This is a genomic window from Streptomyces sp. RKAG337 (genome assembly GCF_023701715.1).
Lineage (GTDB): Bacteria > Actinomycetota > Actinomycetes > Streptomycetales > Streptomycetaceae > Actinacidiphila.
Genome location: NZ_JAJOZA010000001.1, coordinates 6,643,421 through 6,667,742 on the forward strand (window position 1 = coordinate 6,643,421; position 24,322 = coordinate 6,667,742).

The 24,322-nt window shown below is 71.3% G+C and carries 23 protein-coding genes and 1 riboswitch; of the genes, 15 read left to right on the forward strand and 8 right to left on the reverse strand.

Translation table 11 applies throughout. The features are described 5' to 3' along the window. Positions 1 to 55 precede the first annotated feature (55 nt). The 8 genes from LNW73_RS29470 (at position 56) to LNW73_RS29505 (ending at position 6,816) form a co-directional block, all read left to right on the forward strand. Positions 56 to 997: a DUF881 domain-containing protein gene (locus LNW73_RS29470; RefSeq protein WP_250974691.1), complete on the forward strand. Its 942-nt coding sequence runs from the start codon at positions 56 to 58 to the stop codon at positions 995 to 997. Further along, complete coding sequence (locus tag LNW73_RS29475; protein WP_030364457.1) at positions 994 to 1,326, forward strand: small basic family protein; 333 nt, start codon at positions 994 to 996, stop codon at positions 1,324 to 1,326. The genes LNW73_RS29470 and LNW73_RS29475 overlap by 4 nt, the downstream gene beginning before the upstream one ends. Positions 1,327 to 1,333: 7 nt before the next feature. Beyond that, on the forward strand, positions 1,334 to 2,266 hold the full coding sequence (locus tag LNW73_RS29480; protein ID WP_250991978.1) for a DUF881 domain-containing protein: 933 nt from the start codon (positions 1,334 to 1,336) through the stop codon (positions 2,264 to 2,266). 64 nt (positions 2,267 to 2,330) lie between these two features. Continuing rightward, positions 2,331 to 3,230, forward strand: a complete 900-nt coding sequence (locus tag LNW73_RS29485; protein ID WP_250993080.1) for an FHA domain-containing protein — start codon at positions 2,331 to 2,333, stop codon at positions 3,228 to 3,230. Between the two features lie 67 nt (positions 3,231 to 3,297). Next, on the forward strand, positions 3,298 to 4,035 hold the full coding sequence (gene ftsR, locus LNW73_RS29490) for a transcriptional regulator FtsR (RefSeq protein WP_250991979.1): 738 nt from the start codon (positions 3,298 to 3,300) through the stop codon (positions 4,033 to 4,035). Positions 4,036 to 4,116: 81 nt separating this feature from the next. Further along, the gene (locus LNW73_RS29495) at positions 4,117 to 4,590 is read left to right on the forward strand and encodes a bifunctional nuclease family protein (RefSeq protein WP_031518684.1); all 474 of its coding nucleotides are present in this window, start codon (positions 4,117 to 4,119) and stop codon (positions 4,588 to 4,590) included. A gap of 192 nt (positions 4,591 to 4,782) precedes the next feature. Continuing rightward, complete coding sequence (locus tag LNW73_RS29500) at positions 4,783 to 5,391, forward strand: MerR family transcriptional regulator (protein ID WP_250991980.1); 609 nt, start codon at positions 4,783 to 4,785, stop codon at positions 5,389 to 5,391. A gap of 57 nt (positions 5,392 to 5,448) precedes the next feature. Continuing rightward, the gene (locus LNW73_RS29505; RefSeq protein WP_250991981.1) at positions 5,449 to 6,816 is read left to right on the forward strand and encodes a DNA polymerase IV; all 1,368 of its coding nucleotides are present in this window, start codon (positions 5,449 to 5,451) and stop codon (positions 6,814 to 6,816) included. 36 nt (positions 6,817 to 6,852) lie between these two features. Here the strand turns inward: LNW73_RS29505 and LNW73_RS29510 are convergent, their stop codons facing one another. Next, positions 6,853 to 7,230 carry a PRC-barrel domain-containing protein gene (locus LNW73_RS29510; protein ID WP_250991982.1) on the reverse strand — a complete coding sequence of 126 codons (378 nt, stop codon included), beginning with the start codon at positions 7,228 to 7,230 and terminating at the stop codon, positions 6,853 to 6,855. A gap of 125 nt (positions 7,231 to 7,355) precedes the next feature. Then, a riboswitch (glycine riboswitch) is annotated at positions 7,356 to 7,453 on the forward strand. A 188-nt stretch (positions 7,454 to 7,641) separates the two neighbouring features. Between LNW73_RS29510 and gcvP the strand changes: the two genes are divergently transcribed. Then, entirely contained in the window at positions 7,642 to 10,527 is a 2,886-nt protein-coding gene (gene gcvP, locus LNW73_RS29515; protein WP_250991983.1) for an aminomethyl-transferring glycine dehydrogenase, read from the forward strand. Positions 10,528 to 10,627: 100 nt separating this feature from the next. On the opposite strand, the gene LNW73_RS29520 is transcribed toward gcvP, so the two are convergent. Together LNW73_RS29520 and LNW73_RS29525 are read right to left on the reverse strand one after the other, a co-directional pair. Continuing rightward, on the reverse strand, positions 10,628 to 10,834 hold the full coding sequence (locus LNW73_RS29520) for a DUF5999 family protein (RefSeq protein WP_250974685.1): 207 nt from the start codon (positions 10,832 to 10,834) through the stop codon (positions 10,628 to 10,630). A 305-nt stretch (positions 10,835 to 11,139) separates the two neighbouring features. Further along, entirely contained in the window at positions 11,140 to 11,727 is a 588-nt protein-coding gene (locus LNW73_RS29525) for a hypothetical protein (RefSeq protein ID WP_250974684.1), read from the reverse strand. Positions 11,728 to 12,196: 469 nt separating this feature from the next. Here LNW73_RS29525 and LNW73_RS29530 point away from each other — a divergent pair, with 469 nt between their 5' ends. Then, positions 12,197 to 13,690, forward strand: a complete 1,494-nt coding sequence (locus LNW73_RS29530; RefSeq protein WP_250991984.1) for a glutamate--cysteine ligase — start codon at positions 12,197 to 12,199, stop codon at positions 13,688 to 13,690. A 100-nt stretch (positions 13,691 to 13,790) separates the two neighbouring features. Here the strand turns inward: LNW73_RS29530 and LNW73_RS29535 are convergent, their stop codons facing one another. Then, the gene (locus tag LNW73_RS29535) at positions 13,791 to 15,581 is read right to left on the reverse strand and encodes a substrate-binding and VWA domain-containing protein (RefSeq protein WP_250991985.1); all 1,791 of its coding nucleotides are present in this window, start codon (positions 15,579 to 15,581) and stop codon (positions 13,791 to 13,793) included. A 108-nt stretch (positions 15,582 to 15,689) separates the two neighbouring features. On the opposite strand from LNW73_RS29535, the gene LNW73_RS29540 reads away from it, so the two are divergent. Next, positions 15,690 to 16,487 (forward strand): CPBP family intramembrane glutamic endopeptidase, encoded by a 798-nt coding sequence (locus LNW73_RS29540; protein WP_250991986.1) that lies wholly within the window; start codon positions 15,690 to 15,692, stop codon positions 16,485 to 16,487. 46 nt (positions 16,488 to 16,533) lie between these two features. On the opposite strand, the gene LNW73_RS29545 is transcribed toward LNW73_RS29540, so the two are convergent. After that, entirely contained in the window at positions 16,534 to 17,364 is an 831-nt protein-coding gene (locus LNW73_RS29545; RefSeq protein WP_250991987.1) for a PhzF family phenazine biosynthesis protein, read from the reverse strand. A gap of 137 nt (positions 17,365 to 17,501) precedes the next feature. On the opposite strand from LNW73_RS29545, the gene LNW73_RS29550 reads away from it, so the two are divergent. Further along, positions 17,502 to 18,104 (forward strand): PadR family transcriptional regulator, encoded by a 603-nt coding sequence (locus LNW73_RS29550; protein ID WP_250991988.1) that lies wholly within the window; start codon positions 17,502 to 17,504, stop codon positions 18,102 to 18,104. 34 nt (positions 18,105 to 18,138) lie between these two features. Here LNW73_RS29550 and LNW73_RS29555 read toward each other — a convergent pair whose 3' ends face one another. After that, positions 18,139 to 19,158, reverse strand: coding sequence for a LacI family DNA-binding transcriptional regulator (locus tag LNW73_RS29555; RefSeq protein WP_250991989.1), 1,020 nt, complete (start codon positions 19,156 to 19,158; stop codon positions 18,139 to 18,141). Positions 19,159 to 19,318: 160 nt separating this feature from the next. On the opposite strand from LNW73_RS29555, the gene LNW73_RS29560 reads away from it, so the two are divergent. Further along, positions 19,319 to 21,604, forward strand: a complete 2,286-nt coding sequence (locus tag LNW73_RS29560) for a glycoside hydrolase family 3 N-terminal domain-containing protein (protein ID WP_250991990.1) — start codon at positions 19,319 to 19,321, stop codon at positions 21,602 to 21,604. A gap of 163 nt (positions 21,605 to 21,767) precedes the next feature. On the opposite strand, the gene LNW73_RS29565 is transcribed toward LNW73_RS29560, so the two are convergent. Then, a complete protein-coding gene (locus tag LNW73_RS29565) occupies positions 21,768 to 22,196 on the reverse strand; it encodes a type II toxin-antitoxin system Rv0910 family toxin (protein WP_138357380.1) in 429 nt (142 codons plus the stop codon). Between the two features lie 97 nt (positions 22,197 to 22,293). Beyond that, entirely contained in the window at positions 22,294 to 22,833 is a 540-nt protein-coding gene (locus LNW73_RS29570) for an HAD domain-containing protein (RefSeq protein ID WP_250991991.1), read from the reverse strand. A gap of 94 nt (positions 22,834 to 22,927) precedes the next feature. On the opposite strand from LNW73_RS29570, the gene LNW73_RS29575 reads away from it, so the two are divergent. Together LNW73_RS29575 and LNW73_RS29580 are read left to right on the forward strand one after the other, a co-directional pair. Next, positions 22,928 to 23,590 (forward strand): pyridoxine/pyridoxamine 5'-phosphate oxidase, encoded by a 663-nt coding sequence (locus LNW73_RS29575; RefSeq protein WP_250991992.1) that lies wholly within the window; start codon positions 22,928 to 22,930, stop codon positions 23,588 to 23,590. 207 nt (positions 23,591 to 23,797) lie between these two features. Beyond that, positions 23,798 to 24,310, forward strand: a complete 513-nt coding sequence (locus LNW73_RS29580; protein ID WP_374118222.1) for a Clp protease N-terminal domain-containing protein — start codon at positions 23,798 to 23,800, stop codon at positions 24,308 to 24,310. Positions 24,311 to 24,322: the final 12 nt, after the last annotated feature.

Consider the following 24,322-nt stretch of genomic DNA (forward strand, 5'->3'; position numbering starts at 1 on the left):
CCGAACGGCGCGCCGTAAGGGGGCCGTTCGAGTGGAGCGGCCCCGACGTGCAACGATGTGCGGCATGCCGCAGCAGCACCAGGATGGGAGCAGCCCCAGCCCGAAGGCCCCGCCACGGCGCCCCGACGCCTCGATGTCGCTGCTGACCAACGTGATGGATCACAGCCTCGACGACGGCTACGCGGAGGCGGCGGAGCGTCGTGGCGTGGTGGGCAGCTCACGGCTGCCCACCACGCTGCGGGCCAAGCTGGGGCTCGCCGTGGGGCTGGTGCTGGCCGCCCTCGTCGTCACCCTCGGGGCCGCGCAGGCGAACGTCGCGGCGCCCACGGTGGCGCTGGAGCGCCAGAAGCTCATCGAGCGCATCCAGTCCGGCACGAGCTCCGCGGACGGTCTGCAGAAGAACGTGGACCAGCTGCGTGACGAGGTCGACGCGAAGCAGCGCGCCGCCCTGGGCGACCAGGGCGGCGGCAGCACCGCCCTGGTGGCGCTGGAGGCGGGCGCCACGCCCGTCAAGGGTCCCGGGGTGAAGCTCGTCGTCGACGACGCCAAGGAGGCGTCGACGGGGAACGGCGGCGGGCCGCGGGAGAGCAACGGATTCTCCGACACCGGGCGGGTGCGCGACCGCGACATGCAGCGGATCGTCAACGGGCTGTGGGCGTCGGGGGCCGAGGCGATCTCCGTCAACGGCCAGCGTCTGACGGCGCTGTCGGCGATTCGCGCCGCCGGTGACGCCATACTGGTCGACAACAAGCCGCTGGCGCCTCCGTACACGGTGCTGGCGATCGGGGACGGTCAGCGGCTCAGCACGGCCTTCCAGGAGAGCGCGGACGGGCAGTATCTGCACGTACTGCAGCAGAGCTACGGGATTCGCGCGAGCATCTCCGCGGAGGACGAGGTGCGGTTGCCGGCCGCCCCCAGTCTGATCGTGCGCTACGCCAAGCCGGTGCCCGGCAACACCAAGGCGGACGCCGCCAGAACAGGGAAGGGTACGAAGTGATCGCCGTACTGGGCCTCGTCGTGGGAGTCGTGGTCGGACTCGTGGTCCGCCCCGTCGTGCCGACAGTGGTCGAGCCCTATCTCCCGATCGCCGTGGTCGCCGCGCTCGACGCCGTCTTCGGCGGTCTGCGGGCGATGCTCGACGGGATCTTCGACGACAAGGTGTTCGTCGTCTCCTTCCTCTCCAACGTGGTGGTGGCCGCGCTGATCGTGTTCCTCGGGGACAAGCTCGGTGTCGGCGCGCAGCTGTCCACGGGTGTGGTCGTGGTCCTGGGTATCCGGATCTTCTCCAACGCGGCCGCCATCCGCCGCCACGTCTTCCGGGCGTGACCGCCGTATGAGCGACGAAGAACTCCCCGAGCGCCCCGTGACGCCCGAGAGCGGCGGCGTTCCCGAGAGTGCCGGGGCGCCGGAGCGCGCCGATACCCCGGGGCACTCCGGTGCCCCCGAGCCGGACGACGCGCCCGCGCGGCCCGGCAAGAGCCTGCCGCCCGAGGTGCCCGCCGCCCCGGCGCCGGGCCCCGGGCCCGCGAAGCAGCCGGCCTCGGGTGAGACCGGGCGGCAGCGGCTGCTGGCGGGGCTGTGGCCGCCGCGGCTGTCCCGGGCGCAGCTCATCGTCGCGCTGCTGCTGTTCGTGCTGGGTCTCGGACTGGCCATCCAGGTGCGCTCCACCAGTGACAGCGGGGCCCTGCGGGGCGCCCGTCAGGAGGACCTGGTGCGCATCCTGACCGAGCTCGACAACCGGACGCAGCGGCTCCAGGACGAGAAGCGCCGGCTGGAGACCCAACGCTCCGAGCTGGAGACCAGCTCCAACCAGGCCGAGGAGGCCCGTAAGCAGACCGAGCAGAAGGCGCAGCAGCTCGGTGTGCTCGCCGGTACGGTCGCCGCGCAGGGCCCGGGCATCAATCTGACGATCGCGGACCCCAAGGGCGGCCTGGAGGCCGACAAGCTGCTGGACACCCTCCAGGAGCTGCGGGCGGCGGGTGCCGAGGCGATCCAGATCAACGACGTGCGGGTCGTGGCCGACACATACTTCACTCAGGGTGCCGACGGGATCGAGATCGACGGGCACAAGGTCGTCCAGCCCTACCGGTTCAAGGTCATCGGAAATCCGCAGGACCTGGAGCCGGCGCTCAATATTCCCGGCGGAGTGGTGCAGACTTTGAAGAAGGAGCAGGCCACGGCGGATGTCGTCCGTTCTGAGAAGATCGTCGTGGATGCCTTGCGGCCATCGAAGCAGCCTGACTACGCTCGGTCGTCATCACAGTGACGCGGGGGGTCGGAACTTCGTCGGGGTGGTCCGTGTTGGAAACTGTGTGTAGCGAGGGTTCGTCCTGCCCCACGGGCGGGTCTGTTTCGGTCAAGGGGAATCGCCCGTGAAGTTGTTTGGGAAGTTGTTCGGCAAGAGCGCGCGGCAGGCCAAGCAGGCCGGTGATCCCGCTACCGCGCGTCATCGTGCCCCGCGCCACGGGCAGGAGGACGGCCCGGGCGAGGAGCGGCCGCTGTTCCGCAACGAGCCCGCCGGGGCGTACGGCGACATTTCGGGCGGACAAGGTGTGGCGTCTGTTGACCCTGCCACCTCCGGCCGCATAGGTTTCGGGGAACCATCAACCTCAAGTACGGGTGGAGGGTTTCCCTCCGGTCCGTACGCTTCGAACGTCCCCGCGGGCGATCCGCGGCAGGAGGCTCAGTCCATGACGGCCTTGCCGGTATGCACCAGGTGTGGGCACACCAACGCGGAGGCGAGCCGCTTCTGCTCCAACTGTGGTGCGCCGCTGCGTGCCGGGGTTCCGTCCGAACGGCCGTCGGAGACCACGTCCACGATCTCGATCTCGGGGCTGGAGGCCTACGAGGCCGAGGCGACCGGTCAGACCGTGACGCCGTCGCTGTCCCCGGAGGCCCAGGCCGCCGTGGACGCGCTGCCGATCGGTTCCGCCCTGCTGGTGGTGCGCCGCGGCCCGAACTCGGGCAGCCGCTTCCTCCTGGACGGCGAACTGACCACGGCCGGCCGTCACCCGCAGAGCGACATCTTCCTGGACGACGTCACCGTCTCGCGCCGCCACGTGGAGTTCCGCCGGGCGGCCGACGGCGGCTTCACGGTCTCGGACGTGGGCAGCCTCAACGGCACGTATGTCAACCGGGAGCGGATCGACTCCGTGTCCCTGGCCAATGGCGACGAGGTCCAGATCGGCAAGTACCGACTGGTCTTCTACGCCAGCCAGCGCGGCATCTGAATCCCCCGGACTCCGTCCGGGGGGACCCCCGCAGACTTCGTCCGGGGGACCTCTTCAGGGAAGGTCCATGCTAAGAACACCGTCAGGCGGTGCCGGAAACGGCACCGCCACCGCGGACGGCCGGCTGCTCAGCATCGGGGCCGTGCTGACCCACCTGCAGGACGAGTTCCCCGAGGTCACCATCTCCAAGATCCGTTTCCTGGAGGCGGAGGGCCTGGTGGAGCCCCAGCGCACTCCTTCGGGCTATCGGAAGTTCGCGATGCGCGATGTGGAGCGGCTGGGCCATGTGCTGCGGATGCAGCGGGACCACTATCTGCCGCTGCGCGTGATCCGGGAGCATCTGGACGCGCTCGACCGGGGCGAGCAGATTCCGCTGCCGGGGCCGGGCGAGGCACGGGAGCTCCCGGACGGCACGTCCGGCGCCGAAGGGTCCGGCGAGCTGCGGATCGGGCGGGAGGCCCTGCTGGCCGCCACCGGCGCGGAGCAGGCCGACCTGGACCAGTGGGAGTCCTACGGCCTGGTGGAAGCCGGTCGTGACGGCGGTTACGACGCCGAAGCGGTGAACATCGGGAAGCTGATCGTCGACATGGGCCGCTTCGGGCTCGAACCGCGCCATCTGCGCGCGGTGAAGGCCGCGGCCGACCGGGAGGTCGGCCTGGTGGAGCAGGTGGTCGCCCCGCTGCGGCGGCACCGCAACCCGCAGACCCGGACGCACGCCGAGACCACCGCCCGGGAACTGGCCGCACTGTCGGTCCGGCTGCACGCCGCCATGGTCCAGTCCGCCCTTCGCCTGCGGCTCTTCTGAGAAGCTGTGCGATACCTGTCAAGTCCGCCGTGCGGGATGCTCGACTACCCAAACCGGCCGGGCACGTCCTAGGGTTACTGTGTGAACGAGCTCGACGTCGTGGGTGTCCGGGTCGAAATGCCCTCCAATCAACCGATCGTGCTCCTGCGCGAAGTGGGAGGCGACCGGTATCTACCCATCTGGATCGGGCCTGGGGAAGCCACGGCCATCGCTTTCGCGCAGCAGGGCATGACGCCTGCTCGCCCGCTGACCCATGATTTGTTCAAGGATGTGCTCGAAGCGGTCGGACAGACGCTCACCGAAGTGCGGATCACCGATCTGCGCGAAGGTGTCTTCTACGCCGAGCTGGTCTTCGCCAGCGGCGTCGAGGTCAGTGCCCGCCCGTCCGACGCCATAGCGCTGGCCCTGCGCACCGGAACACCGATCTACGGCAGCGACGGAGTGCTGGACGACGCGGGGATCGCCATCCCGGACGAGCAGGAGGACGAGGTCGAGAAGTTCCGCGAATTCCTGGACCAGATCTCGCCGGAGGACTTCGGCACGAGCAACCAGTAGCGGGGCTTTTTGGCCCATCCGGCTAGCCGTTCCCCGTTCGGGGGCACGCGAAACCACTCTTGGGGTTGATATCACTCGGCGTGCCGAGTGTGGCGATCGTTGACGCACCCCGAGTGACTGCCTACCGTCGAGATGGAAAGTCCCGTTGGCACGTGCACGTGCCGGCCGGGACGCGAAGGGACGGAGGGCGGCGTGAGAAGCACCGGCGACGGTATGGCCACGGGCGGCCCGTATCCCACCCGCGGGGCCTTGGCCCGGCAGCCCGCACCGGCCGGCGGTGCGGTGGCCGGCGCGGCGGAGCCCGAGACCGAGACGGTGGGGTACCGGGGGCCGACGGCGTGCGCGGCGACCGGCATCACCTACCGCCAGCTGGACTACTGGGCGCGTACCGGCCTGGTCGAGCCGAGCGTCCGGGCAGCCTACGGAACAGGCGCACAGCGCCTCTACGGCTTCCGGGACGTGGTCGTCCTCAAGATCGTCAAGCGACTGCTGGACACCGGGGTCTCCCTCCAGAACATCCGCACCGCCGTACGCCACCTGCGCACCACCGCACCCGCCGAGCTCACCCGGATGACCCTGATGAGCGACGGCGCCACCGTCTACGAGTGCACCTCGCCCGATGAGGTCGTCGACCTGCTCCAGGGCGGCCAGGGCGTCTTCGGGATCGCCGTGGGAGTGGTGTGGCGCGACGTCGAGAGCTCCCTGGCGCAGCTGCACGGCGAGCGGGTGGACACCGGCGAGACGCTGGCCGGCCACAACCCCTCCGACGAGCTGGCACGACGCCGCAACCGCGTGGGGTGAACCGTTCGCCGTACGTCCGTACGGTGAATGTCAGTGCCGTGCGGGAGCATCGGTGATGTGAGAACCGCTCCGACGATCCTGCACCTGGACATGGACGCGTTCTACGCCGCGGTGGAACAGGCCTCCAAGCCGAGCCTGCGGGGCAAGCCGGTCGTGGTCGGCGGTCTCGGACCGCGCGGCGTCGTCGCGACCGCGTCCTACGAGGCACGTGTCCACGGCGTCCATTCGGCGATGGCCATGGCGCACGCACGGCGGCTGGCCCCCAACGCCGCCTACCTCATTCCCCGCTTCGACCTGTACCGGCGGGTCAGCGAGACCGTGATGGGGATCCTCGGAGAGCTGTCACCCCTGGTGGAGCCGCTCAGCCTGGACGAGGCCTTCGTGGACCTGGAGGCGGGCGGGACGACCGAGGCCCCCCGGCAGGTGGCGGAACGGGTGCGGGCGCGGATCAGGGCCGCCACGGGGCTGACGGCCTCGGTGGGGCTCGCGGGCTCCAAGCTGCTCGCCAAGATCGCCTCCGAGCAGGGCAAGCCGAACGGCCTGGTGGTGGTCGAGCCCGGCACCGAGCGGGCGCTGCTGGACCCGATGCCGGTCCGGGTCCTGCCGGGCGTCGGGCCCGCCACCGGGGAGCATCTGCGCCGCGCCGGGATCGGCACGGTCGGCGAGGTGGCGCTGGCCGGGGAGTCCGAGCTGGTGCAGCTGCTGGGCAAGGCGCACGGCGCCTCGCTCTACGCCATGGCCCTGGGCCTGGACAGCCGGCCCGTGGTCGCGGACCGCGACGCGAAGTCCGTCTCGGTGGAGGACACCTTCGACGTGGACCTCACCGACCGGGTCCGGGTGCGCTCGGAGCTCGACCGGCTTGCGGACCGCTGTGTGCGGCGGCTGCGGGAGGCCGGGCGGTCGGGCCGGACGGTGGTGATCAAGGTGCGGAGCTATGACTTCAGCACCCTGACCCGCTCCGAGACCCTGCGGGCGCCGACGGACGACCCCGGAGTGGTGCGGGAGACCGCGCGGCGGCTGCTGGAGGCCGTCGACACGGCCAACGGCGTCCGGCTGCTGGGCGTGGGTGTCACCGGGCTCGCCGACTTCACGCAGGAGGACCTGTTCGCCCAGGCGGCCGAGCTGGAGGCCGAGCTCGCCGCGGAGGCCGCCGCGGTGCGGGCGGCGGAGCTGGCGGAGCGGGAGGCGGCGGACCCGGAGGGCCGGCCGGCGCCGGCGGCGGGGCCCGCGCGGGCCGTGCGGTGGATGCCGGGGCAGGACGTGCGGCACACGGAATTCGGCGCCGGATGGGTGCAGGGCAGCGGCGTGGGACGGGTGACCGTGCGCTTCGAGGAGCCGACGGACTGCGTACCGGGCCGGGTGCGGACGTTCGCGGTGGAAGATCCGGAACTGGAAGCGGCCGAACCGCTGCCGCTGGTGCCCTGACCTGGGCACCTTGGGCACCCGATCACATCCGGTCGATCAGTCCTCGCCGGCCAGCCGGCCGAAGTCGTGATCGCCGGCGCCGGGGGCCTCCGTCCCCGTGGACGGGACATCCATGCCGTAGTGGTGGTAGAGCTGGATCTCCTGCTCGGGGGAGAGATGGCGGCCGACGCCGAAGTCGGGGGCGTCCTTGATGAGGGCCTTGGGGAAGGGGACGCGCAGCTGCCCGTCCACCACCTCGCTCGGCTCCAGCGGTACGAACGCGTCACGGCTGAACAGCCCGGTGCGGACCGCGGCCCACTCCGGCTGACCGGTCGCGTCATCGAGATACACCTCGTCGACCGTGCCGATCTTCGCCCCGTCGCTGTCCAGGGCCCGGCGGCCGATCAGGCTGCGGGGGTCGATATCGGTCTGCACGGTCCCTCCAACAGATCGGTGCTGCTCTGCTAGACCAACCAAAGGCCACATTGGGGACGGTGTCGACTCGAGGGATCCACGAGGAAACCGCCCCCATCCCCGCTGGTAGGCTGAATGGCGGCTGCAGACCCCATGCGGGAGAGTCCTCCGAGATCGTGTCGGGGGCGCCGAAGGAGCAAATCCTCCCCGGAATCTCTCAGGCAACCGGTACCGCATGGATGAGGTCACTCTGGAAAGCAGGGCGGGCACCGGGCATGAGTCATGCGCGGGACCCGGCCTCACCGACGGTGAAAGTCGTGCTTTAGGCAGCACGGTGAAGCTCTCAGGTTGTGATGACAGAGGGGGAGGCCGTTCGGGTGCCCGCGCCGCGGCACCCCTCGCAGGTCGTGTCAGACCAGGAGGCCTCCGTAGATGACTGCCCACCGCATCCCACTCTCCGAGCTCGAGAGCGGCATCCCGTTCGAACAGCGCCACATCGGCCCCGACGGCGGTGCCCAGGCCAAGATGCTGGCTCACGTCGGTTACGGCTCCTTGGACGAGCTCACGGCCGCCGCCGTGCCCGACACCATCAAGAGCGTCGAGGCGCTGCGGCTGCCCGCGGGACGCACCGAGGCCGCGGTACTGGCCGAGCTGCGTGACCTCGCGGACCGCAACCAGGTGCTGGCGCCGATGATCGGCCTGGGCTACTACGGGACGTTCACCCCGCCCGTCATCCTGCGCAATGTGATGGAGAACCCCGCCTGGTACACGGCGTACACGCCGTACCAGCCGGAGATCTCGCAGGGCCGGCTCGAGGCGCTGCTGAACTTCCAGACGGTCGTCGCCGATCTCACCGGGCTGCCGACCTCCGGGGCCTCGCTCCTGGACGAGGGCACCGCCGCCGCCGAGGCCATGTCGCTGGCCCGCCGGGTCGGCAAGGTGAAGCAGGGCGTGTTCCTGGTCGACGCGGACTGCTTCCCGCAGACCATCGCGGTGATCGAGACCCGCGCCGAGCCGACCGGCGTCGAGGTCGTGGTCGCCGACCTGACCGACGGCATTCCGGACGAGGTCGCCGAGCGCGGCGTCTTCGGTGTGCTCCTGCAGTACCCCGGCGCCTCCGGCGCGGTACGCGACCTCAAGCCGGTCATCGAGCGGGCGCACGAGCTGGGCGCGATCGTCACGGTCTCCGCCGACCTGCTCGCCCTGACGCTGCTCACCTCGCCCGGTGAGCTCGGCGCGGACATCGCGGTGGGCACCACCCAGCGCTTCGGCGTCCCGATGGCCTTCGGCGGCCCGCACGCCGGCTACATGGCCGTGCGCGAGAAGTTCGCCCGCAGCCTGCCCGGCCGCCTCGTCGGCGTCTCCGTCGATGCGGACGGCAACAAGGCGTACCGGCTGGCCCTGCAGACCCGTGAGCAGCACATCCGCCGCGAGAAGGCCACCAGCAACATCTGCACCGCCCAGGTGCTGCTCGCCGTCATGGCGGGCATGTACGCGGTCTACCACGGCCCGGACGGGCTGGCCCAGATCGCCCGGCGCACCCACCGCTACGCCGCCATCCTGGCCGAGGGCCTGCGGGCCGGCGGCGTCGAGGTCGTGCACGGCGGGTACTTCGACACCGTGACCGTCCGGGTGCCCGGCCGCGCCGCCGAGGTCGCCGCCGCGGCCCGCGCCGCGGGCGTCAACCTGTGGGAGCGGGACGCGGACCTGCTCGGCGTCTCCTGCGACGAGACCACCGGCCGTGAGCAGCTGGCCGCGGTGTGGGGTGCCTTCGGGGTGACCGGTGACATCGAGGCGCTCGACGCCGCCGTCCCGGACGCGCTGCCCGCAGGCCTGCTGCGCGACGACACGTACCTGGCGCACCCGGTCTTCCACCAGCACCGTTCCGAGACCGCGATGCTGCGCTACCTGCGCCGGCTCTCGGACCGTGACTACGCGCTCGACCGTGGCATGATCCCGCTGGGCTCGTGCACGATGAAGCTCAACGCCACCACCGAGATGGAACCGGTCACCTGGCCCGAGTTCGCCGGGCTGCACCCCTTCGCGCCGGCGGAGCAGGCCGAGGGCTACCTCACGCTGATCCACCAGCTGGAGGACCAGCTCGCCGAGGTCACCGGCTACGACAAGGTCAGCATCCAGCCCAACGCCGGATCGCAGGGTGAGCTGGCCGGGCTGCTCGCGGTGCGCGCCTACCACCGCGCCAACGGCGACACGCAGCGCACGGTGTGTCTGATCCCGTCCTCCGCGCACGGCACCAACGCGGCGAGCGCCGTGATGGCCGGCATGAAGGTCGTCGTGGTCAAGACCCTCGACGACGGCGACGTGGACATCGACGACCTGCACGCCAAGATCGAGCTGCACCGCGCCGAGCTGGCCGTCCTGATGGTCACCTACCCGTCCACACACGGCGTGTTCGAGGAGAACATCACCGACATCTGCGCGACGGTGCACGAGGCCGGCGGTCAGGTGTACGTGGACGGTGCCAACCTCAACGCGCTGGTCGGTCTCGCCAAGCCCGGCAAGTTCGGCGCGGACGTCTCGCACCTGAACCTGCACAAGACCTTCTGCATCCCGCACGGCGGCGGCGGTCCCGGCGTCGGGCCGGTCGCGGTCCGCGCGCACCTGGCCCCGTACCTGCCCAACCACCCGCTGCAGCCGACCGCCGGACCCGCCACGGGCATCGGCCCGGTCTCGGCGGCGCCGTGGGGCTCGGCCGGCATCCTGCCGATCTCCTGGGCGTACGTACGCCTGATGGGCGGCGAGGGGCTGCGGCGCGCCACCCAGGTCGCGGTGCTCGGTGCGAACTACGTGGCCAAGCGGCTGGAGCCGCACTACCCGGTGCTCTACACGGGCCCGAACGGTCTGGTCGCGCACGAGTGCATCATCGATCTGCGGCCGCTGACCAAGGAGACGGGCGTCTCGGTGGACGACATCGCCAAGCGCCTGATCGACTACGGCTTCCACGCGCCGACGATGTCGTTCCCGGTGGCCGGCACGCTGATGATCGAGCCGACGGAGAGCGAGGACCTGGCGGAGCTGGACCGGTTCTGCGAGGCGATGATCGCCATTCGCCGGGAGGTCGACAAGGTCGGCTCCGGTGAGTGGCCGGTGGAGGACAACCCGCTGCGCAACGCCCCGCACACCGCGGCGTCGCTGGGCGGGGAGTGGAACCGGCCGTACTCCCGCGACGAGGCGGTGTTCCCGGCCGACGTGTCGGCCGCGGACAAGTACTGGCCGCCGGTCCGGCGCATCGACGGCGCCTTCGGTGACCGGAACCTGGTGTGCTCGTGCCCGCCGCTCGACGAGTACGACGCGTAGTACCCGCGTCGGGGTCGTCTCCCCCAACCGCCGGTCGGGGGTGCTCCCAACGTCCGCCGATACTGTCCGGCCCCCGCTGCTGTCCGCGGGGTCCGGCGGTTCAGGCGGCCGTGGCGATCTGTTCGGTACCCAGCGGCCGGTGCGGGGCGATGATCTGCCCGTCGGGCAGCAGCTCGCCGGTGTCCTCGAAGAGCAGGACGCCGTTGCACAGCAGACTCCAGCCCTGCTCCGGGTGGTGGGCCACGATGAGGGCGGCCTCCCGGTCGGAGCACTCGGCGGTGGGGCACTGCGGCTGGTGCTGGCACATGGAAGGTGTCTTTCGCTGCTGTAGAGGAGTCGTGCGGTCGGATTGGCCTGATACCTGGTTCATAACCGCCCCCGTTCGTTCGGTCGGTCCCAGTGTTGCCCCACGGAGCGGAATCCGCAGGGATTTCGCGCGAGCTGTTCCTGCTAGGTGAGGACGCGTCACCCGACCGGGCGGTTGCCCTCACAGCGCGTGCCTTTCCGGGTGGTGCAGATGACCGATCCGGGCTACGCCGTCACGGTACGCACATGACAACGCCCCCGTGACCCAAGGGTCACGGGGGCGTCCGCCCGCCGTCCGGCAGCGCGTCAGACAGCAGACCCCAGAAGAGGTGCGGGTGCCAGTCGCAGTGTGAGGACCGGCACCAGATCGGACAGCCGGTGCAGCCGGTGGGCGGCGATCCCCGGCGGCGCCGGTGCGAGCGGCACCAGCAGATCGGCCGGCGCGGGCTGGGCGGAGCCGGCTTCGGCCGAGATGTCGCTGTGCAGCCAGAGCGCCAGCATGTACAGCCCGGGCACGGACAGCAGATGCGGCTGGTAGGCGGTCGAGAGGGCTTCCGCCTGCCGCAGGGCGCGTTCGGTGGAGGCCAGGTACGGGCCCTCCGAGAAGTGCGAGAACGCCCATCCGTCCGGGGTGCGGACGGTCTCGCCCGCCGCCGCGACACGGTCGCCCGCGCGGATGTGGAAGCGCCATCCGGTGAGCCGGGCGTGCGGCAGTCCGTGGCCCGAGGCGGCCGGCTCGAAGACATGCACCGGCAGCGGGTGCTCGGGGATGAGCGGGCCCTCGGCCGAGCGCAGCGCCGGCGTACGCGCCTCCAGAACGGCGGTGGGCGAACTCAGGGCGGCGAGGACACTCCGAAGGGCGGGTGCGGGTACAGCGGGGACATGCAGCGGCATGGTGGGTTGCCTCTCAGTCGGAGACACGGTGGTGCTGGGCGGGTGCGGACGGCACTGTCAGCGGTGCGACGAGATGAGGGGGTTCCTGCGCAGGCTACGTCCGACGGATCGCGGAGTCTCTGCCTTGTGCGCGAAGTTTATACGACCTGTGTTCACGCAGTGTTTCGGCTAGCTGTCGCGGGCATTGCAGGCAAGAAGGTAATAGGCCTACCTCGCCAGATATTTCCTCCGCATTTGCGCCGGAGTACGCTCCCGCGAACTGCACATTCCCTGCCGCTGCGGACGGCCGGATCTCGTCGGTGATTGTCATGAGGGGTACCCCTCATGACAAGGTTAGCGCGACCATGCCGGGGGAATGTGCCGGAGTGACATTCCGGCAGCTTAGCTTCTGCTCGGCGCCGCCGGACCGTTATCGATCTTATGGGCTGGGCATCATCGTCACACGGCCCACTCGAGGAGGGACGCTCCGATGGGGGAGAAGGTCGTAGCCGCCGGGTTCGACCTGTCCGACCGGCAGCGGTACCGGATGAAGCTTCGCCAGTGTCTCATGGGACTGGAGCGACTGCTGGACGAGAAGAGGTTCGACCGGCCCAGGAATCTCATGGGACTTGAGCTGGAGTTGAATCTCGCTGATTCGGCGGGTCTGCCGCTGATGATGAATGAAGAGGTGCTGGAGCGGATCGCCAGCACTGATTTCCAGACGGAACTGGCGCAGTTCAATATTGAAGTGAACATCGCCCCTCATCATCTTTCCGGGCGAGTGCTCGACCGGCTCGCGGAAGAGCTGCGCATCGGGCTGGGATACGCGGACCGCAAGGCCCGCGAAGTCGGCGCGCACATCGTCATGGTGGGTATTCTGCCGACCTTGAGCGCACAGGATCTGGTGGGTGCGAACCTGTCCAGGGCGGACCGGTACACGCTGCTCAACGACCGGATACTGGCCGCCCGCGGCGAGGACATCACCCTGGACATCGCGGGGGTGGAGCATCTGCTCTACACCTCGGGATCCATCGCGCCGGAAGCGGCCTGCACCTCCATGCAGATGCATCTGCAGGTGACGCCCGCCCGATTCGCCGCGGTCTGGAACGCGGCGCAGGTGCTGAGCGGACCGCAGGTCGCGGTGGGCGCCAACTCGCCGTTCCTGTTCGGCAGGGAGCTGTGGCGGGAGACCAGGCCGCCGCTGTTCCAGCAGGCCACCGACACCCGCCCGCAGGAACTGCGGGCGCAGGGCGTACGCCCGCTCACCTGGTTCGGGGAGCGCTGGATCGACTCGGCGTACGACCTGTTCGAGGAGAACCTGCGCTACTTCCCGCCGCTGCTGCCGATCTGCGATGACGAGGACCCGCTGGCGACCCTCGACGCGGGGACCGTGCCGCGGCTCAAGGAACTCACCCTGCAGAACGGCACCGTCTACCGCTGGAACCGCCCGGTGTACGCCGTGGTGGACGGCGTCCCGCATCTGCGGGTGGAGAACCGGGTGCTGCCCGCGGGACCCACCGTCGCCGATGTCATCGCCAACACGGCCTTCTACTACGGGCTGGTGCGGGCGCTGGCCGAGGCGCCCCGCCAGGTCTGGCACCGGCTGCCGTTCGGCGCCGCGGCGGCGAACTTCGACGCCGCCTGCCGGCACGGCATCGGCGCCGTCATGCACTGGCCGCGGCCGGGGCGCGGCGGCGGGCTCGTGGAGCTGCCCGCCACGGAGCTGGTGCTGGAGGAGCTGCTGCCGCTGGCGTCGGCCGGGCTCGACGCCTGGGGCATCGAGCCCGCCGACCGCGACCACTACCTGGGCATCATCGAGGCCCGCTGCCGGCTGCGCACCAACGGCGCCGAATGGCAGTCGGCGGTGTTCCACCGGGCGCTGGAGCGCGGCCTCGACCGGCGGGCCGCGCTGGTGTCGATGACGCTGCGCTACTGCGAGCTGATGCACTCCGGCGAGCCGGTGCACACCTGGCCGGTGAGCTGACCGGGCTCCCGGCCGGCCCACCGGCCCCGGAGGATGTCGCCGGCTCCCTGCGGCGGCCCCCGGCGGGCGTCGACAGCCGGCGGTGTCCTCCGGGGGGGCGTCAGCCGGTGGCGGCCGCCGCGCTGGCCGCGGCCGCCACGACGGCCTTGAACAGGACCGCCTGGATCTGCGCGGGATCCGTCACCCGGTACGCCCCACCGCCGGTGGCCCTGGCCATCCGGTCGCACGCGGCCTTGTCGGCGTCGGGGCCGACCGCGATGACGATGAGCGGAACGGGGTGGGCGGGGTCGCCCAGCGCCTTCAGTTTGGCGGTGAGGGCGTCGAGGGAGATGCTCCCCGGGTCCTCGTTCGCGCCGTCGGTGAGGACGACGACCGTGTTGAACTTGCCCGCGGCGAACGACTTCCTGGCGTCCTGGTACACCGCCAGTGTCGTGTCGTAGAGGCCGGTCGCGCCGCCTTCGACGGGCTGCAGGGCGCCGAACGCGCCGGTCAGCCGGTCCCGCTGGGTGGTGCCCTGGGCGGTGCGTACGCCCAGCCGGGCCGTCTCGACGATCTTCTGGTAGTCGCGGGAGCCGTCGAGCCGGGTGGAGAACCGCCACAGGCCCACCTCGTCCTCGGGCGTGAACTGCGTCAGCGCCTGCAGCAGCGACGCCTTGGTGACGTCCAGCCGGGTCTTGCCCTCGGTGCCGGGCACCGGTGCGGCCATCGACCCGGAGACGTCGACGACCGTGGTGATCCGGGCGCTCTGCACGGTGATCTGCCACATGACGCGCAGCTGCTGCAGCGCCTGTCCCGTCGGTGCGGGTACCGGCTCGGCGCCGACCGGCTGCGGCTCCTGGCCGCCGGCGGCGACCACCAGCGCCGGTTCGGGGGCACCGGTCGCCGGCCGGAAACCACGGGCGGACAGCAGCCGCACGCTCTCGTCGCTGCCGAGCAGTGACATGAAGCGCGACACGGCCCGGGACTGGTCGGTGGAGAGCGTGTCGTCGTCCAGCGCCGCGTACGGGTAGTCCAGATCGACGGTGCCGTCCTTGGGATAGAACAGCTTCAGGCCGGGCCGGCCGTCGCCCGCGGTGTTGCGGACGAACGCCGCCTGTTCCGAGATCACCAGCGCCTGGTTGCGCTGCGGGTTCTGCAGTTCGGCCGTGCTGCCGTCGTTGGGCAGGGTGGCCACGATCTGCGCGTCGCCCGGGGCGGTGTACTGCGCCAGCATCTTCGCCGCGGCGGCCGACTCGGTGTCCACGTCACCGCCCCTGCGGCCGATCGACGACGTGATCATCGTGAACCCCAGCAGACCGGTCGCGCTGCGCGCGGGATCCGCGGTGCCGAGGCGGAAGTTGCTCTTCTCCCCGGCGGCCGTGGTCAAATCGGCCCAGGTGTACGCCTTGGCGGGCCAGCCCAGGCCCTTGGCCTGCGCCTGCAGCGTACCGACGACGACGGGGGAGCGGGCGATGCTGGTCATCGAGGACAACGGGGTGCCGCGGCCGCCGATGGTCACCTGGTCGAGCCAGACGCTGGAGTCCGGGATCCAGACCTGGAAGCCGGGGTGCGTCGGGGCCTTGCCGAGGGCGTCCGCCACCTCGGCCGAGGCACGCGATGTCACGGTGACGTCGAGGCAGCGCCCGTCGGTCTTCACACCGGTGGCCCTGGCCTGTTGGGCGATGGTGGTGAGGGCGGGCGCGATGTCGGGCGATGCGGCGACGGCGATCTTGACCACGCCCTCCGCGCAGTGCCCGCTCAGCGGCAGCAGGCCGCCGCGCAGCACGACGAAGGTACCGGCCCCCAGCGCCAGGACGAAGCTGGTGGTGACCGCTATGGTGCGGCGGCGTACCCGTGGGCGCGGCGCTCCGCCGGCCTCCCGGGGCTCAACTGGAATGCGGTGACGTCCCATGGCTGTTGCGTCTCTCCTGAGGGGTGCTCCGGCCTGTCGCGCGCGATCTTCGTATCTTTTTTCGAGACCCTAGCCAAGCGGGAACGGTACCGAGGCGGGATGACGTAAATGGAGGCTCGGGTGCACACAGAGTCATACGGGGCGGAGGCCGGGCTCGCGCGGCGGACCCTGCGGAGCGAGACCCTGCTCGTACTGGCCCTGTCGCTCGGCGCCAGCGGTGTCGGCGCGCTCATCAGTTTCGTCGGGTCGCTGACCAAGCCCGGTTCGCTCAAGGACCAGGCGGCCACCCTGGTGGGCTCCCAGGCGCCGGGCCGGCCCTGGCTCGACCTCGCCTGGCAGCTGTTCGGGATCGCCACCGCCCTGGTCCCGGTCGCCCTGGTCGCGCACCTGCTGGCCCGTGAACGGGTCGGGATAGGTTCGATCGGCTTCGACCTGAAGGAACCCCGCCGCGACCTGGGGCGCGGCACGCTGGTCGCGGCCGCGATCGGCGGCACCGGGCTGCTGTTCTACCTCGGCGTCCGCGCGGCCGGGTTCAACCTCACGGTGGTGCCGGAGTCGCTGCCGGACGTGTGGTGGAAGATCCCGGTCCTGATCGCCTCCGCCGTGCAGAACGCGGTGCTGGAGGAAGTCATCGTCGTCGGTTATCTGCTGCGCAGGCTCGGGCAGTTGGGCTGGACGCCGGCCGCCGCCCTGGCGGCGAGCGCGGTGCTGCGCGGCTCCTACCACCTGTACCAGGGCGTCGGCGGCATGATCGGGAACATGGTCATGGGAGTGGTGTTCGTGCTGCTCTACCGCAGGTGGGGACGGGTCGGCCCGCTCGTCGCCGCGCACGCCCTGATCGACACGGTGGCCTTCGTCGGCTACGCGCTGCTGGCGGGCAAGGTCGGCTGGCTGCCGACGGGTTGAGCGGGCACCCGCCGTGGCACAGCCGTCCCCGGCGCGGCCCGGACGGCTACGGCGCCGCGTGCAGTTCGCCGTCGATGACGGTCACGGCCGAGCCGGTGAGCAGTACCCGGTCGCCGCGCAGTTCGGTGCGGACGAAACCGGTGCGGGCGGAGACCTGCAGGCCGGTCAGTTCGGTACGGCCGAGCCGGGCGGACCAGAACGGCGCCAGGGCGGTGTGGGCGCTGCCGGTGACCGGGTCCTCGTCGATGCCGACGGCGGGGAAGAATCCGCGCGAGACGAAGTCGTAGCCGCGGGAGGGGTCTTCCGCCGCGGCGGTGGCGATGACTCCGCGCGGGCCGAGCGCCGCCAGCGCGGCGAAGTCCGGGGTGAGGGCGCGCACGGCCGCCTCGTCCGCCAGCTCGACCAGCAGGTCGCCGACGTCCGGGCCGGTGTCGTACCCGGCCAGCGGCTCCGCGCCGAGCGCGAGCGCCACGGCGGGCGGCGGTGTGACCGCGGTGAGCGGTGCGGTGGGGAAGTCCATGGTGAGCGCACCGCCGTCGGCGGGCCGGACGCTCAGGACTCCGCTGCGGGTGGCGAAGCGCACCAGTGAGGTGGCGGCGCCCGTGGAGAACAGCACATGAGCGGTGGCGAGCGTGGCGTGCCCGCACATGGCGACCTCGGCCGCGGGGGTGAACCAGCGCAGCGCCCAGTCGGCTTCCGGGGCGTCCGCGGTGCCTTCGAGGCGGTGTGCGAAGGCCGTCTCGGAGAGGTTGACCTCGGAGGCGACCCGCTGCATCCAGCCGTCGTCGGGGAACGCGGTGGCGTCCAGCAGCAGGACCCCGGCCGGATTGCCGGCGAAGGGCCGGTCGGTGAAGGCGTCGACGATTCGAATCCGCATGGGACGACCGTAGACAGCGGTGAAACCGCAGGCCAGAGCCAATCGAGGGGAGGTGGCCCGGAAGAGGGTTGCCGAACGAACGCTTCCGATATATCGTTGAAGCATCGCGACCGATCAACGATGGAAGGAGCGTAACCATGCGTTCCCAAGGACATGAACACGAACACCGCGGACCCGGCCACCATGGCCGGGGAGAACGAGGAGAGCAGCGCCGTGCGGCCTTCGGACCGTTCGGACCGCCCTTCGGGGGTGGCCCCTTCGGCGGCCCCGGCGGGCGCGGTCGGGGCGGGCCCCGGGGCCGGGCGAGGCGCGGCGATGTACGCGCGTCGATCCTGGCGCTGCTCAAGGACCGGCCGATGCACGGCTACGAAATGATTCAGGAGATCGCCGAACGCAGTGGCGGCGCGTGGAAGCCGAGCCCCGGCTCGGTGTACCCGACGCTGCAGCTGCTGGAGGACGAGGGCCTGATCACCAGCGCGAGCGAGGGCGGCAAGAAGCTGTTCACGCTCACCGACGCCGGCCGGACCGAATCCGAAGCGGGGGCCGAGGCCCCGTGGGAAGAGGCCGGCCGGGGCGTCGACTGGGATGCCATGAACGAGATCCGGAAGGCCGGCGGCGGACTCGTCGAGGCCTTCAAGCAGGTCTGGTCGACCGGTACACCCGCCCAGCGCGAGAAGGCGCTGGTCGTGGTCAACGAAGCCCGTAAGAAGCTCTACCTCATCCTCGCGGAAGAGGACTGAGGCCGGAGTCCGACCTACGAGCCGGCCCGGGGCACTATGTCCCGGGTCGGCTCGACGCGCGTATGACGAGCCGGGTCGGGACGATCCAGGGTTCGGCCGGCTCTGCCGGATCGGCGTCCAGCAGTCCACGCAGCGCCTTGACGGCCGCCGAGCCCAGCGCGCGCTGGTCCTGGGCGACGGTCGTCAGGGCCGGGCGGACCAGCGACGCCGCGTCGATGTCGTCGAAGCCGACGATCGCGAGATCGCCGGGTACCGAGAGCCCCGCGTCCGCGGCCGCGTGCAGCGCGCCGATCGCCATCTGGTCGCCGGCCGCGAAGACCGCGGTGGGCGGCTGCTCCGTGGCGAGCAGGGTGCGCACCGCGTCCTGGCCGCTGTTGAGGAAGAAGTCCCCCGTGACCACGTACTCCGGGGGCACGTCCAGCCCGAGCCGGGCGCACGCCCGGCGGAATCCGGCCAGCCGTTCGGCGGCCGGCGGCAGGTACAGCGGGCCGGTGACGGTGGCTATCCGGCGGTGCCCCTGGGCGTACAGGTGCTCCACGGCGGCCGCCGCGCCGGCCGCGTTGTCGGAGGTGACCCGGACGGTGCGGGGGCCGCTGAGCGCGACGTCGATCCCGGAACACGGGACGTCGGAGGCGGCGAGGGCCCGCAGGGCGCGGTTGTCGGCGGGGGTGCCCAGCACGACGACGCCTTCGAGGTTGTGCCGCCGCACCGCCTGCAGATAGGTGGTGTCGGCGTCGTCGGGACCCGACGTGGTGAGCAGCATCAGGTGGTAGTCGGCCTCGGAGAGCGCGTTGCGCACCGCGCTCAACAGGCCCTGCAGGAACGGATGCTGAAAACCGAGGGTCTCGTAGCCGGTGTCCCAGACCAGGCCGATGGTGTCGGACCGGCGCCGCACCAGCGTGCGGGCGGGTTCGTTCGGGGCGTACCCGAGTTCGCTGGCCAGTCGCCGGATACGGTCGCGGGTCGCCTCGCTCACCTCGGCCCGGTCGTTGAGCGCGCGGGAGACCGTAGCGGTCGAAACACCGCTGCGGAGAGCCAGTTCGCGGATGTTCACGGCGATTGCACCTGTTCCTGGAGTGGCGAGGGTGTGTGCTGCACACAGTCTTGACGATGTGTCATGGCGAAGACAGACTTCCGGCGCACCGGAAACGTTTACGTAACGCGGCTCCGCCACTGGGGCCCGACAGAAACGGGATGCTGCGATGCCACGCGCGATGCCAATGAAGTCCCCCAGGACCCGCTTCAGAGCACTTGTCACCCTGGCCACCGCCGCGGCCTGTGTCGCCGCGGTCGGCGCGGTACCGGCCACCGCCGGGAGTTCGGCCCGGTACACCGACGCCAGGGCGCCGATCGATCTGCGCGTCAAGGACCTCCTGAAGCGGATGACGCTGGAGGAGAAGATCGGGCAGATGGACCAGATCGCGGTCGCCCGGGTCCAGGGCGACTGCGAGTGGAGCGGCGGCGCCCTCAACGAGACCTGCATGAAGTCGGTGCTGGGCGACTACGCGGCCGGCTCGATACTCTCCGGCGGCGGCATGGGGCCCGCCGTGAACACGCCCGCCGAGTGGGCGAAGATGGTCAACACCGTACAGAAGTACGCCGTCGACAACTCGCGGCTGCACATCCCGGTGCTCTACGGGGTGGACGCGGTGCACGGCCACAACAACGTGCTCGGCGCCACCGTCTTCCCGCACCAGATCGGCCTGGGCGCCACCTGGGACCCGGCCACCGTCCAGGCGGCGGGGGCCTCCACGGCGCGCTCGGTCGCGGCGACCGGCATCGACTGGAACTTCGCGCCCGTCGCGGACCTCGCCCGCGACCAGCGCTGGGGCCGCTACTACGAGACGTTCGGCGAGGACCCGCTGCTGGCCGGGACGCTGGCCGCCGCGAGCGTCACCGGCATCGACACGGCGAACGGCGCCAAGCACGTCGTCGCCACCGTGAAGCACTTCGGCGGCTATTCCGAGCCGGCCAACGGTCACGACCGGGTGCCCGCCGACGTCTCCATGCGCTATCTGCAGGACACCCTGCTGCCCTCGTACAAGCAGGCCGTGCAGGCCGGTGCGAAGACCGTGATGGTCAACTCCGGTGCCATCAACGGCGTCCCCGCGACCTCCTCGAAGTACCTGCTCACCAAGGTGCTGCGCGACCAGTGGGGCTTCAAGGGCGTCACGGTCAGCGACTGGGAGGACGTCCGGGCGCTGCAGACGAAGTACAAGCTCGCCGCCGACTACCCCGAGGCGATCGCCCTCGCGGTCAACGCGGGCCTGGACATGGCCATGGAGCCGTACTTCGCCAAGGAGTGGAGCACCGGCCTGAAGACCGCGGTGGACCGCGGTCTGGTGTCGGTCAAGCGCATCGACGAGTCGGCCGGCCGGATCCTGCGGATGAAGTTCGAACTCGGCCTGTTCGAGCACCCCTACGTGGACGCGGCCAAGGCCGACGCCGCGGTGCTGGGGGCGGACAAGGACCTGGCGCGCAAGGCGGCCGCCGAGTCGCAGGTGCTGCTGCGCAACGACGGCGGGGTGCTGCCGATCTCCCCGGCGGCCAAGAAGATCGTCGTCGCGGGTTCCTACGCCGATGACATCAACGACCAGGCGGGCGGCTGGACCATCGGCTGGCAGGGTGTCCCCGAAGGGGTGACGCTGCCGGGCACGACCGTGCTGGCGGGGATCAAGGAGGCGGCGCCCGCGGGCACCGAGGTGGTGCGGGCCACGACCGCCGCCGACGCGGTGGCGCAGGCGGCGGACGCCGATCTGACCGTCGTGGTCGTCGGCGAGAAGGCCGCGGCGGAAGGCGCCGCGGACAGCCCGCGGCCCGAACTGTCGGCGGACCAGCAGGCGTTGGTCAAGGCGCTGAAGGCGGCGGGCAAGCCGGTCGTCACCGTCGTCATCGCGGGCCGGCCGCTCGCGCTCGGCGACGCGGACGGCACCCAGGGACTGCTGATGTCCTGGCTGCCGGGCAGTGAGGGCGGCCACGGGATCGCCGACGTGCTGTTCGGCGCGGTCAACCCCAGCGGCCGACTGCCGGTCTCCTGGCCGAAGCACATCGGCAACGAGCCGCTGTACTACCAGCAGCTGCCGGGCACCAACGGCGGGCCGGAGTCCTCGTACGACGCGGCCTACCCGTTCGGCGCCGGTCTCTCCTACACCACCTACGCCTTCGGTGCGATCACGGCCGACAAGGCGGTGGTACGGGCCGGCGACCCGGTCGGGGTCAAGGTGACCGTCTCCAACACCGGTGCCAAGGCGGGCGATCTGGTGGTGCCGGTGTACGTGTCACGGCCGACCAGTGACGTCCTGACGCCGGCGACCCGGCTGGTCGCCTTCACCAAGGTGCACCTGGCCGCGGGGGAGACCCGTACGGTGCGGCTGCAGGTGTCGGCGGGGACCCTCGCGGTGACGCCGGGCGACCTGGACGGCGCGGGCGCGCAGAAGGTCGAGCGCGGCGCGTACACCTTCTCGGCGGGCGACAAGAGCGCGGCGGTGACGGTGCGCTGAGCCGGCGGGTGCGGGGCGGCGGTCGGTCCCTGCCGCCGCCCCGCACCCGTCCGTCCGCACCGGAGTCCGTGCGCACCGGAACCGTCCGCACTGGAACCGTCCGTCCGCACCGGAACCGTCCGCACCGCACCCGTCCGTGCGCCCGGCCCTTTCGTCTTCGTCGCTACTCGACGAGGCCGGCCAGCTTGCGCAGCGATTCGTTGAGGGCGGCGGTCGCCGAGTCCTTGAGCTTGCCCGCCATCATGGCGACCGCGGCGCCGGCGAAGCTGCTGTCGATCCGCAGCTCGGTGGCGTCGCCGTCGGGGGTCAGGGTGTAGCGCATGCTGAGGTTGACGCCCATCGGGCCCTTGCCCGCGATGCCCAGCACCCGCTCGGCCTCGAGGGCCTCCACGGTCCAGGTGACCTCGGCCGGGAAGCCCATCATCTTCATGTTCTCCTGATAGGTGGCACCGGCCGCCAGCGGCGCCGGACCCCCCTTCGGGAAACTGGTGTGGGTGGCGCTCCACTGGCCGTACGACGCGAAGTCGGTCAGCTGCCTCCAGACCTTCTCGGCCGGGGCCGCGATGCGCGCCTGTGCGGAGACTTCGGCCATGCGATCACTCCTTGTGCGAAGGCGCTGCGGCTCGCGCGCAGCGACGGTGTCGCGGAACGTAGTCGCAGCTGCCCGAACATTCAATACTGATGAAGCGTCAGAACTGATGAGCCGTCAGAGATTCTCGGCGGGCCAGCCGTACGCTGCGGGTCGGCAGCGGCCCACGGCTCAGTAACCGGTCCACATGACCCCGGTTCAGGCCGTGCCCTGGATTGATGCGCAGCAGCACCCGGTCGGGGCGGAAACGCGCCTGCCGGGCGAGCCGGCGCGGGATGACGTCGTCGATCCAGGCGAACGGACGGCCGCCGGCGTGGCGCAGGATCGGCGCCCACTTCCGGCCGGTGAACAGGTCCGCGCGCGGCAGCCGCGGATCGCCGGGACGCGGGCGGTAGCGGCCGAACTCCACCACCGGCAGCACCGGCAGGCCCAGCCGCGGGGCTATCTGCCGGTTGGCCTCGTGCTCCCAGGTGCTGGCCCAGGTGAGCTCGTAGACCGCGGACAACTCGCGCAGCCACGCGCCGTGTGCGGCGGAGAGCAGCACGGTGTGGTCCAGGATGTCGTACGCGGTGAATTCCGCCGAGGGCAGTACCGGATTGAGGACGCCGTCGATGTCGAGGAAAAGCAGCGGTTTGGCCATCGCTCTCCTTCCCCAGGGCGGGGCAGGCGGTTATTCGTGCCTGTGAGGGACGAAGATCGGGGCCATGGCGGTTGCGCGCTCAACAGGAGGACATATGGACGAGGAACTGCCGGCCCGGCTGCGCGCCGTTCCGGTGCTGGCCGGACCCCTGCCGCGGTTCGATCCGGACGGCGCTGACCCCTCTCCCGGGCGCCAGTTCGCCCGCTGGCTGGACGACGCGCTGGACGAGGGTGTGCCGGAGCCCCATGTCATGACGCTCAGCACCGCGGACCGCGACGGGCGGCCCTCGGCGCGGGTCCTCATGCTGCGCGGCCTCGGCGCCGACGCGTGCACGTTCGTGTTCGCGTCCGACGCGAGCAGCCACAAGGGCCACGACCTGTCGGCGAACCCGCACGCGGCGCTGAGCTGGTACTGGCCGCCCCAGGGGCGCCAGATCCGGGCGGCCGGCCCCGTCGAGGCGCTGGACGCCGGGATCGCGCGCGGCGACTTCCTGGGCCGTCGCGAGGCCTCCCGGATCGCCGGGTTCACCGGACGGATGAGCGCCCCGCTGGCCGGGCCCGATGCCTACGACGAGGAGCGGCGGCGGGCCGCGGACCTGGTCGCGGCCGACCCGCGGGCCGTTCCGGCGGGCCACACCGTCTACCGGCTGCGGGCCGACGAGATGGAGTTCTTCCAGGGGGACCCGGACGGCTTCCATGTGCGGCTGCACTACGCCCGGCAGGGCGACGACTGGAAGCGGGGACTGCTGTGGCCGTGAGCGTCAGGTGGTGAGCATCAGGTGGTGAGCGGTCCGGCCGTGAGCGTTCGGTCGTGAGCGTCCGGTCGTAAGTGGTCGGTCATGAGTGGTCCGGTCGTGAGTCATCCTCGGGGATGAGGCCGGCCGGACGACCCCGCCTTCGGGGGGATGCGGACATGGCCCCTGACGGGGATGTTCCGGCCAGCCCGCCCTGATGGGGTGGGGTATGTGCACAGCGAAGCCCGGCCCCTGGACCTGACCCACCCCGACGAGGACACGCGGTTGAGCGTGGAGCTGCGCACGGTGGCGGCCAGTGCCCGGCGGCGGGCCGGGCGGGATGGGGACCGGCAGATCGACACCGCCCATCTGCTGCACTCCCTGCTGGAGACCGACCCCCGGGCCCGTGACGCCTGCGACGCGGGCGGCGGGCAGGTGGTGCGCGTGCTCGGGTACCTGGCTCAGCGCAGCATCGGCTATGGCCTGGAGTGGCAGGGCTCGGTCGAGGACTCCGGTGCGCTGCCGGTGGTCACCGCGCAGAGCACCCCGGGCTGGAGCCCGGCGGCCGCCGCCGCGATGCGCACCGCCGTGCGCTCGGCCCAGCACGGAGGCCGCGGCCAGGCCGACGGGATCGATCTGCTCAACGCGCTGGCCGCCGACCCGCACAGCCGCGCCGTCGAGGTGCTGCGGACCGCCGGTCTGGACGTCAGCCGCTACCTGGACGAAGGACCTGTCGCGAGCTGACATCATGGCCCG

Coding starts and splice junctions, on each gene's coding strand:
- LNW73_RS29470 (WP_250974691.1), top strand. CDS start 56: ATGTGCGGCATGCCGCAGCAGCACCAGGATGGGAGCAGCCCCAGCCCG.
- LNW73_RS29480 (WP_250991978.1), top strand. CDS start 1,334: ATGAGCGACGAAGAACTCCCCGAGCGCCCCGTGACGCCCGAGAGCGGC.
- ftsR (WP_250991979.1), top strand. CDS start 3,298: ATGCTAAGAACACCGTCAGGCGGTGCCGGAAACGGCACCGCCACCGCG.
- gcvP (WP_250991983.1), top strand. CDS start 7,642: ATGACTGCCCACCGCATCCCACTCTCCGAGCTCGAGAGCGGCATCCCG.
- LNW73_RS29520 (WP_250974685.1), bottom strand. CDS start 10,834: ATGTGCCAGCACCAGCCGCAGTGCCCCACCGCCGAGTGCTCCGACCGG.
- LNW73_RS29525 (WP_250974684.1), bottom strand. CDS start 11,727: ATGCCGCTGCATGTCCCCGCTGTACCCGCACCCGCCCTTCGGAGTGTC.
- LNW73_RS29530 (WP_250991984.1), top strand. CDS start 12,197: ATGGGGGAGAAGGTCGTAGCCGCCGGGTTCGACCTGTCCGACCGGCAG.
- LNW73_RS29535 (WP_250991985.1), bottom strand. CDS start 15,581: ATGGGACGTCACCGCATTCCAGTTGAGCCCCGGGAGGCCGGCGGAGCG.
- LNW73_RS29540 (WP_250991986.1), top strand. CDS start 15,690: ATGGAGGCTCGGGTGCACACAGAGTCATACGGGGCGGAGGCCGGGCTC.
- LNW73_RS29545 (WP_250991987.1), bottom strand. CDS start 17,364: ATGCGGATTCGAATCGTCGACGCCTTCACCGACCGGCCCTTCGCCGGC.
- LNW73_RS29550 (WP_250991988.1), top strand. CDS start 17,502: ATGCGTTCCCAAGGACATGAACACGAACACCGCGGACCCGGCCACCAT.
- LNW73_RS29560 (WP_250991990.1), top strand. CDS start 19,319: ATGCCAATGAAGTCCCCCAGGACCCGCTTCAGAGCACTTGTCACCCTG.
- LNW73_RS29565 (WP_138357380.1), bottom strand. CDS start 22,196: ATGGCCGAAGTCTCCGCACAGGCGCGCATCGCGGCCCCGGCCGAGAAG.
- LNW73_RS29570 (WP_250991991.1), bottom strand. CDS start 22,833: ATGGCCAAACCGCTGCTTTTCCTCGACATCGACGGCGTCCTCAATCCG.
- LNW73_RS29575 (WP_250991992.1), top strand. CDS start 22,928: ATGGACGAGGAACTGCCGGCCCGGCTGCGCGCCGTTCCGGTGCTGGCC.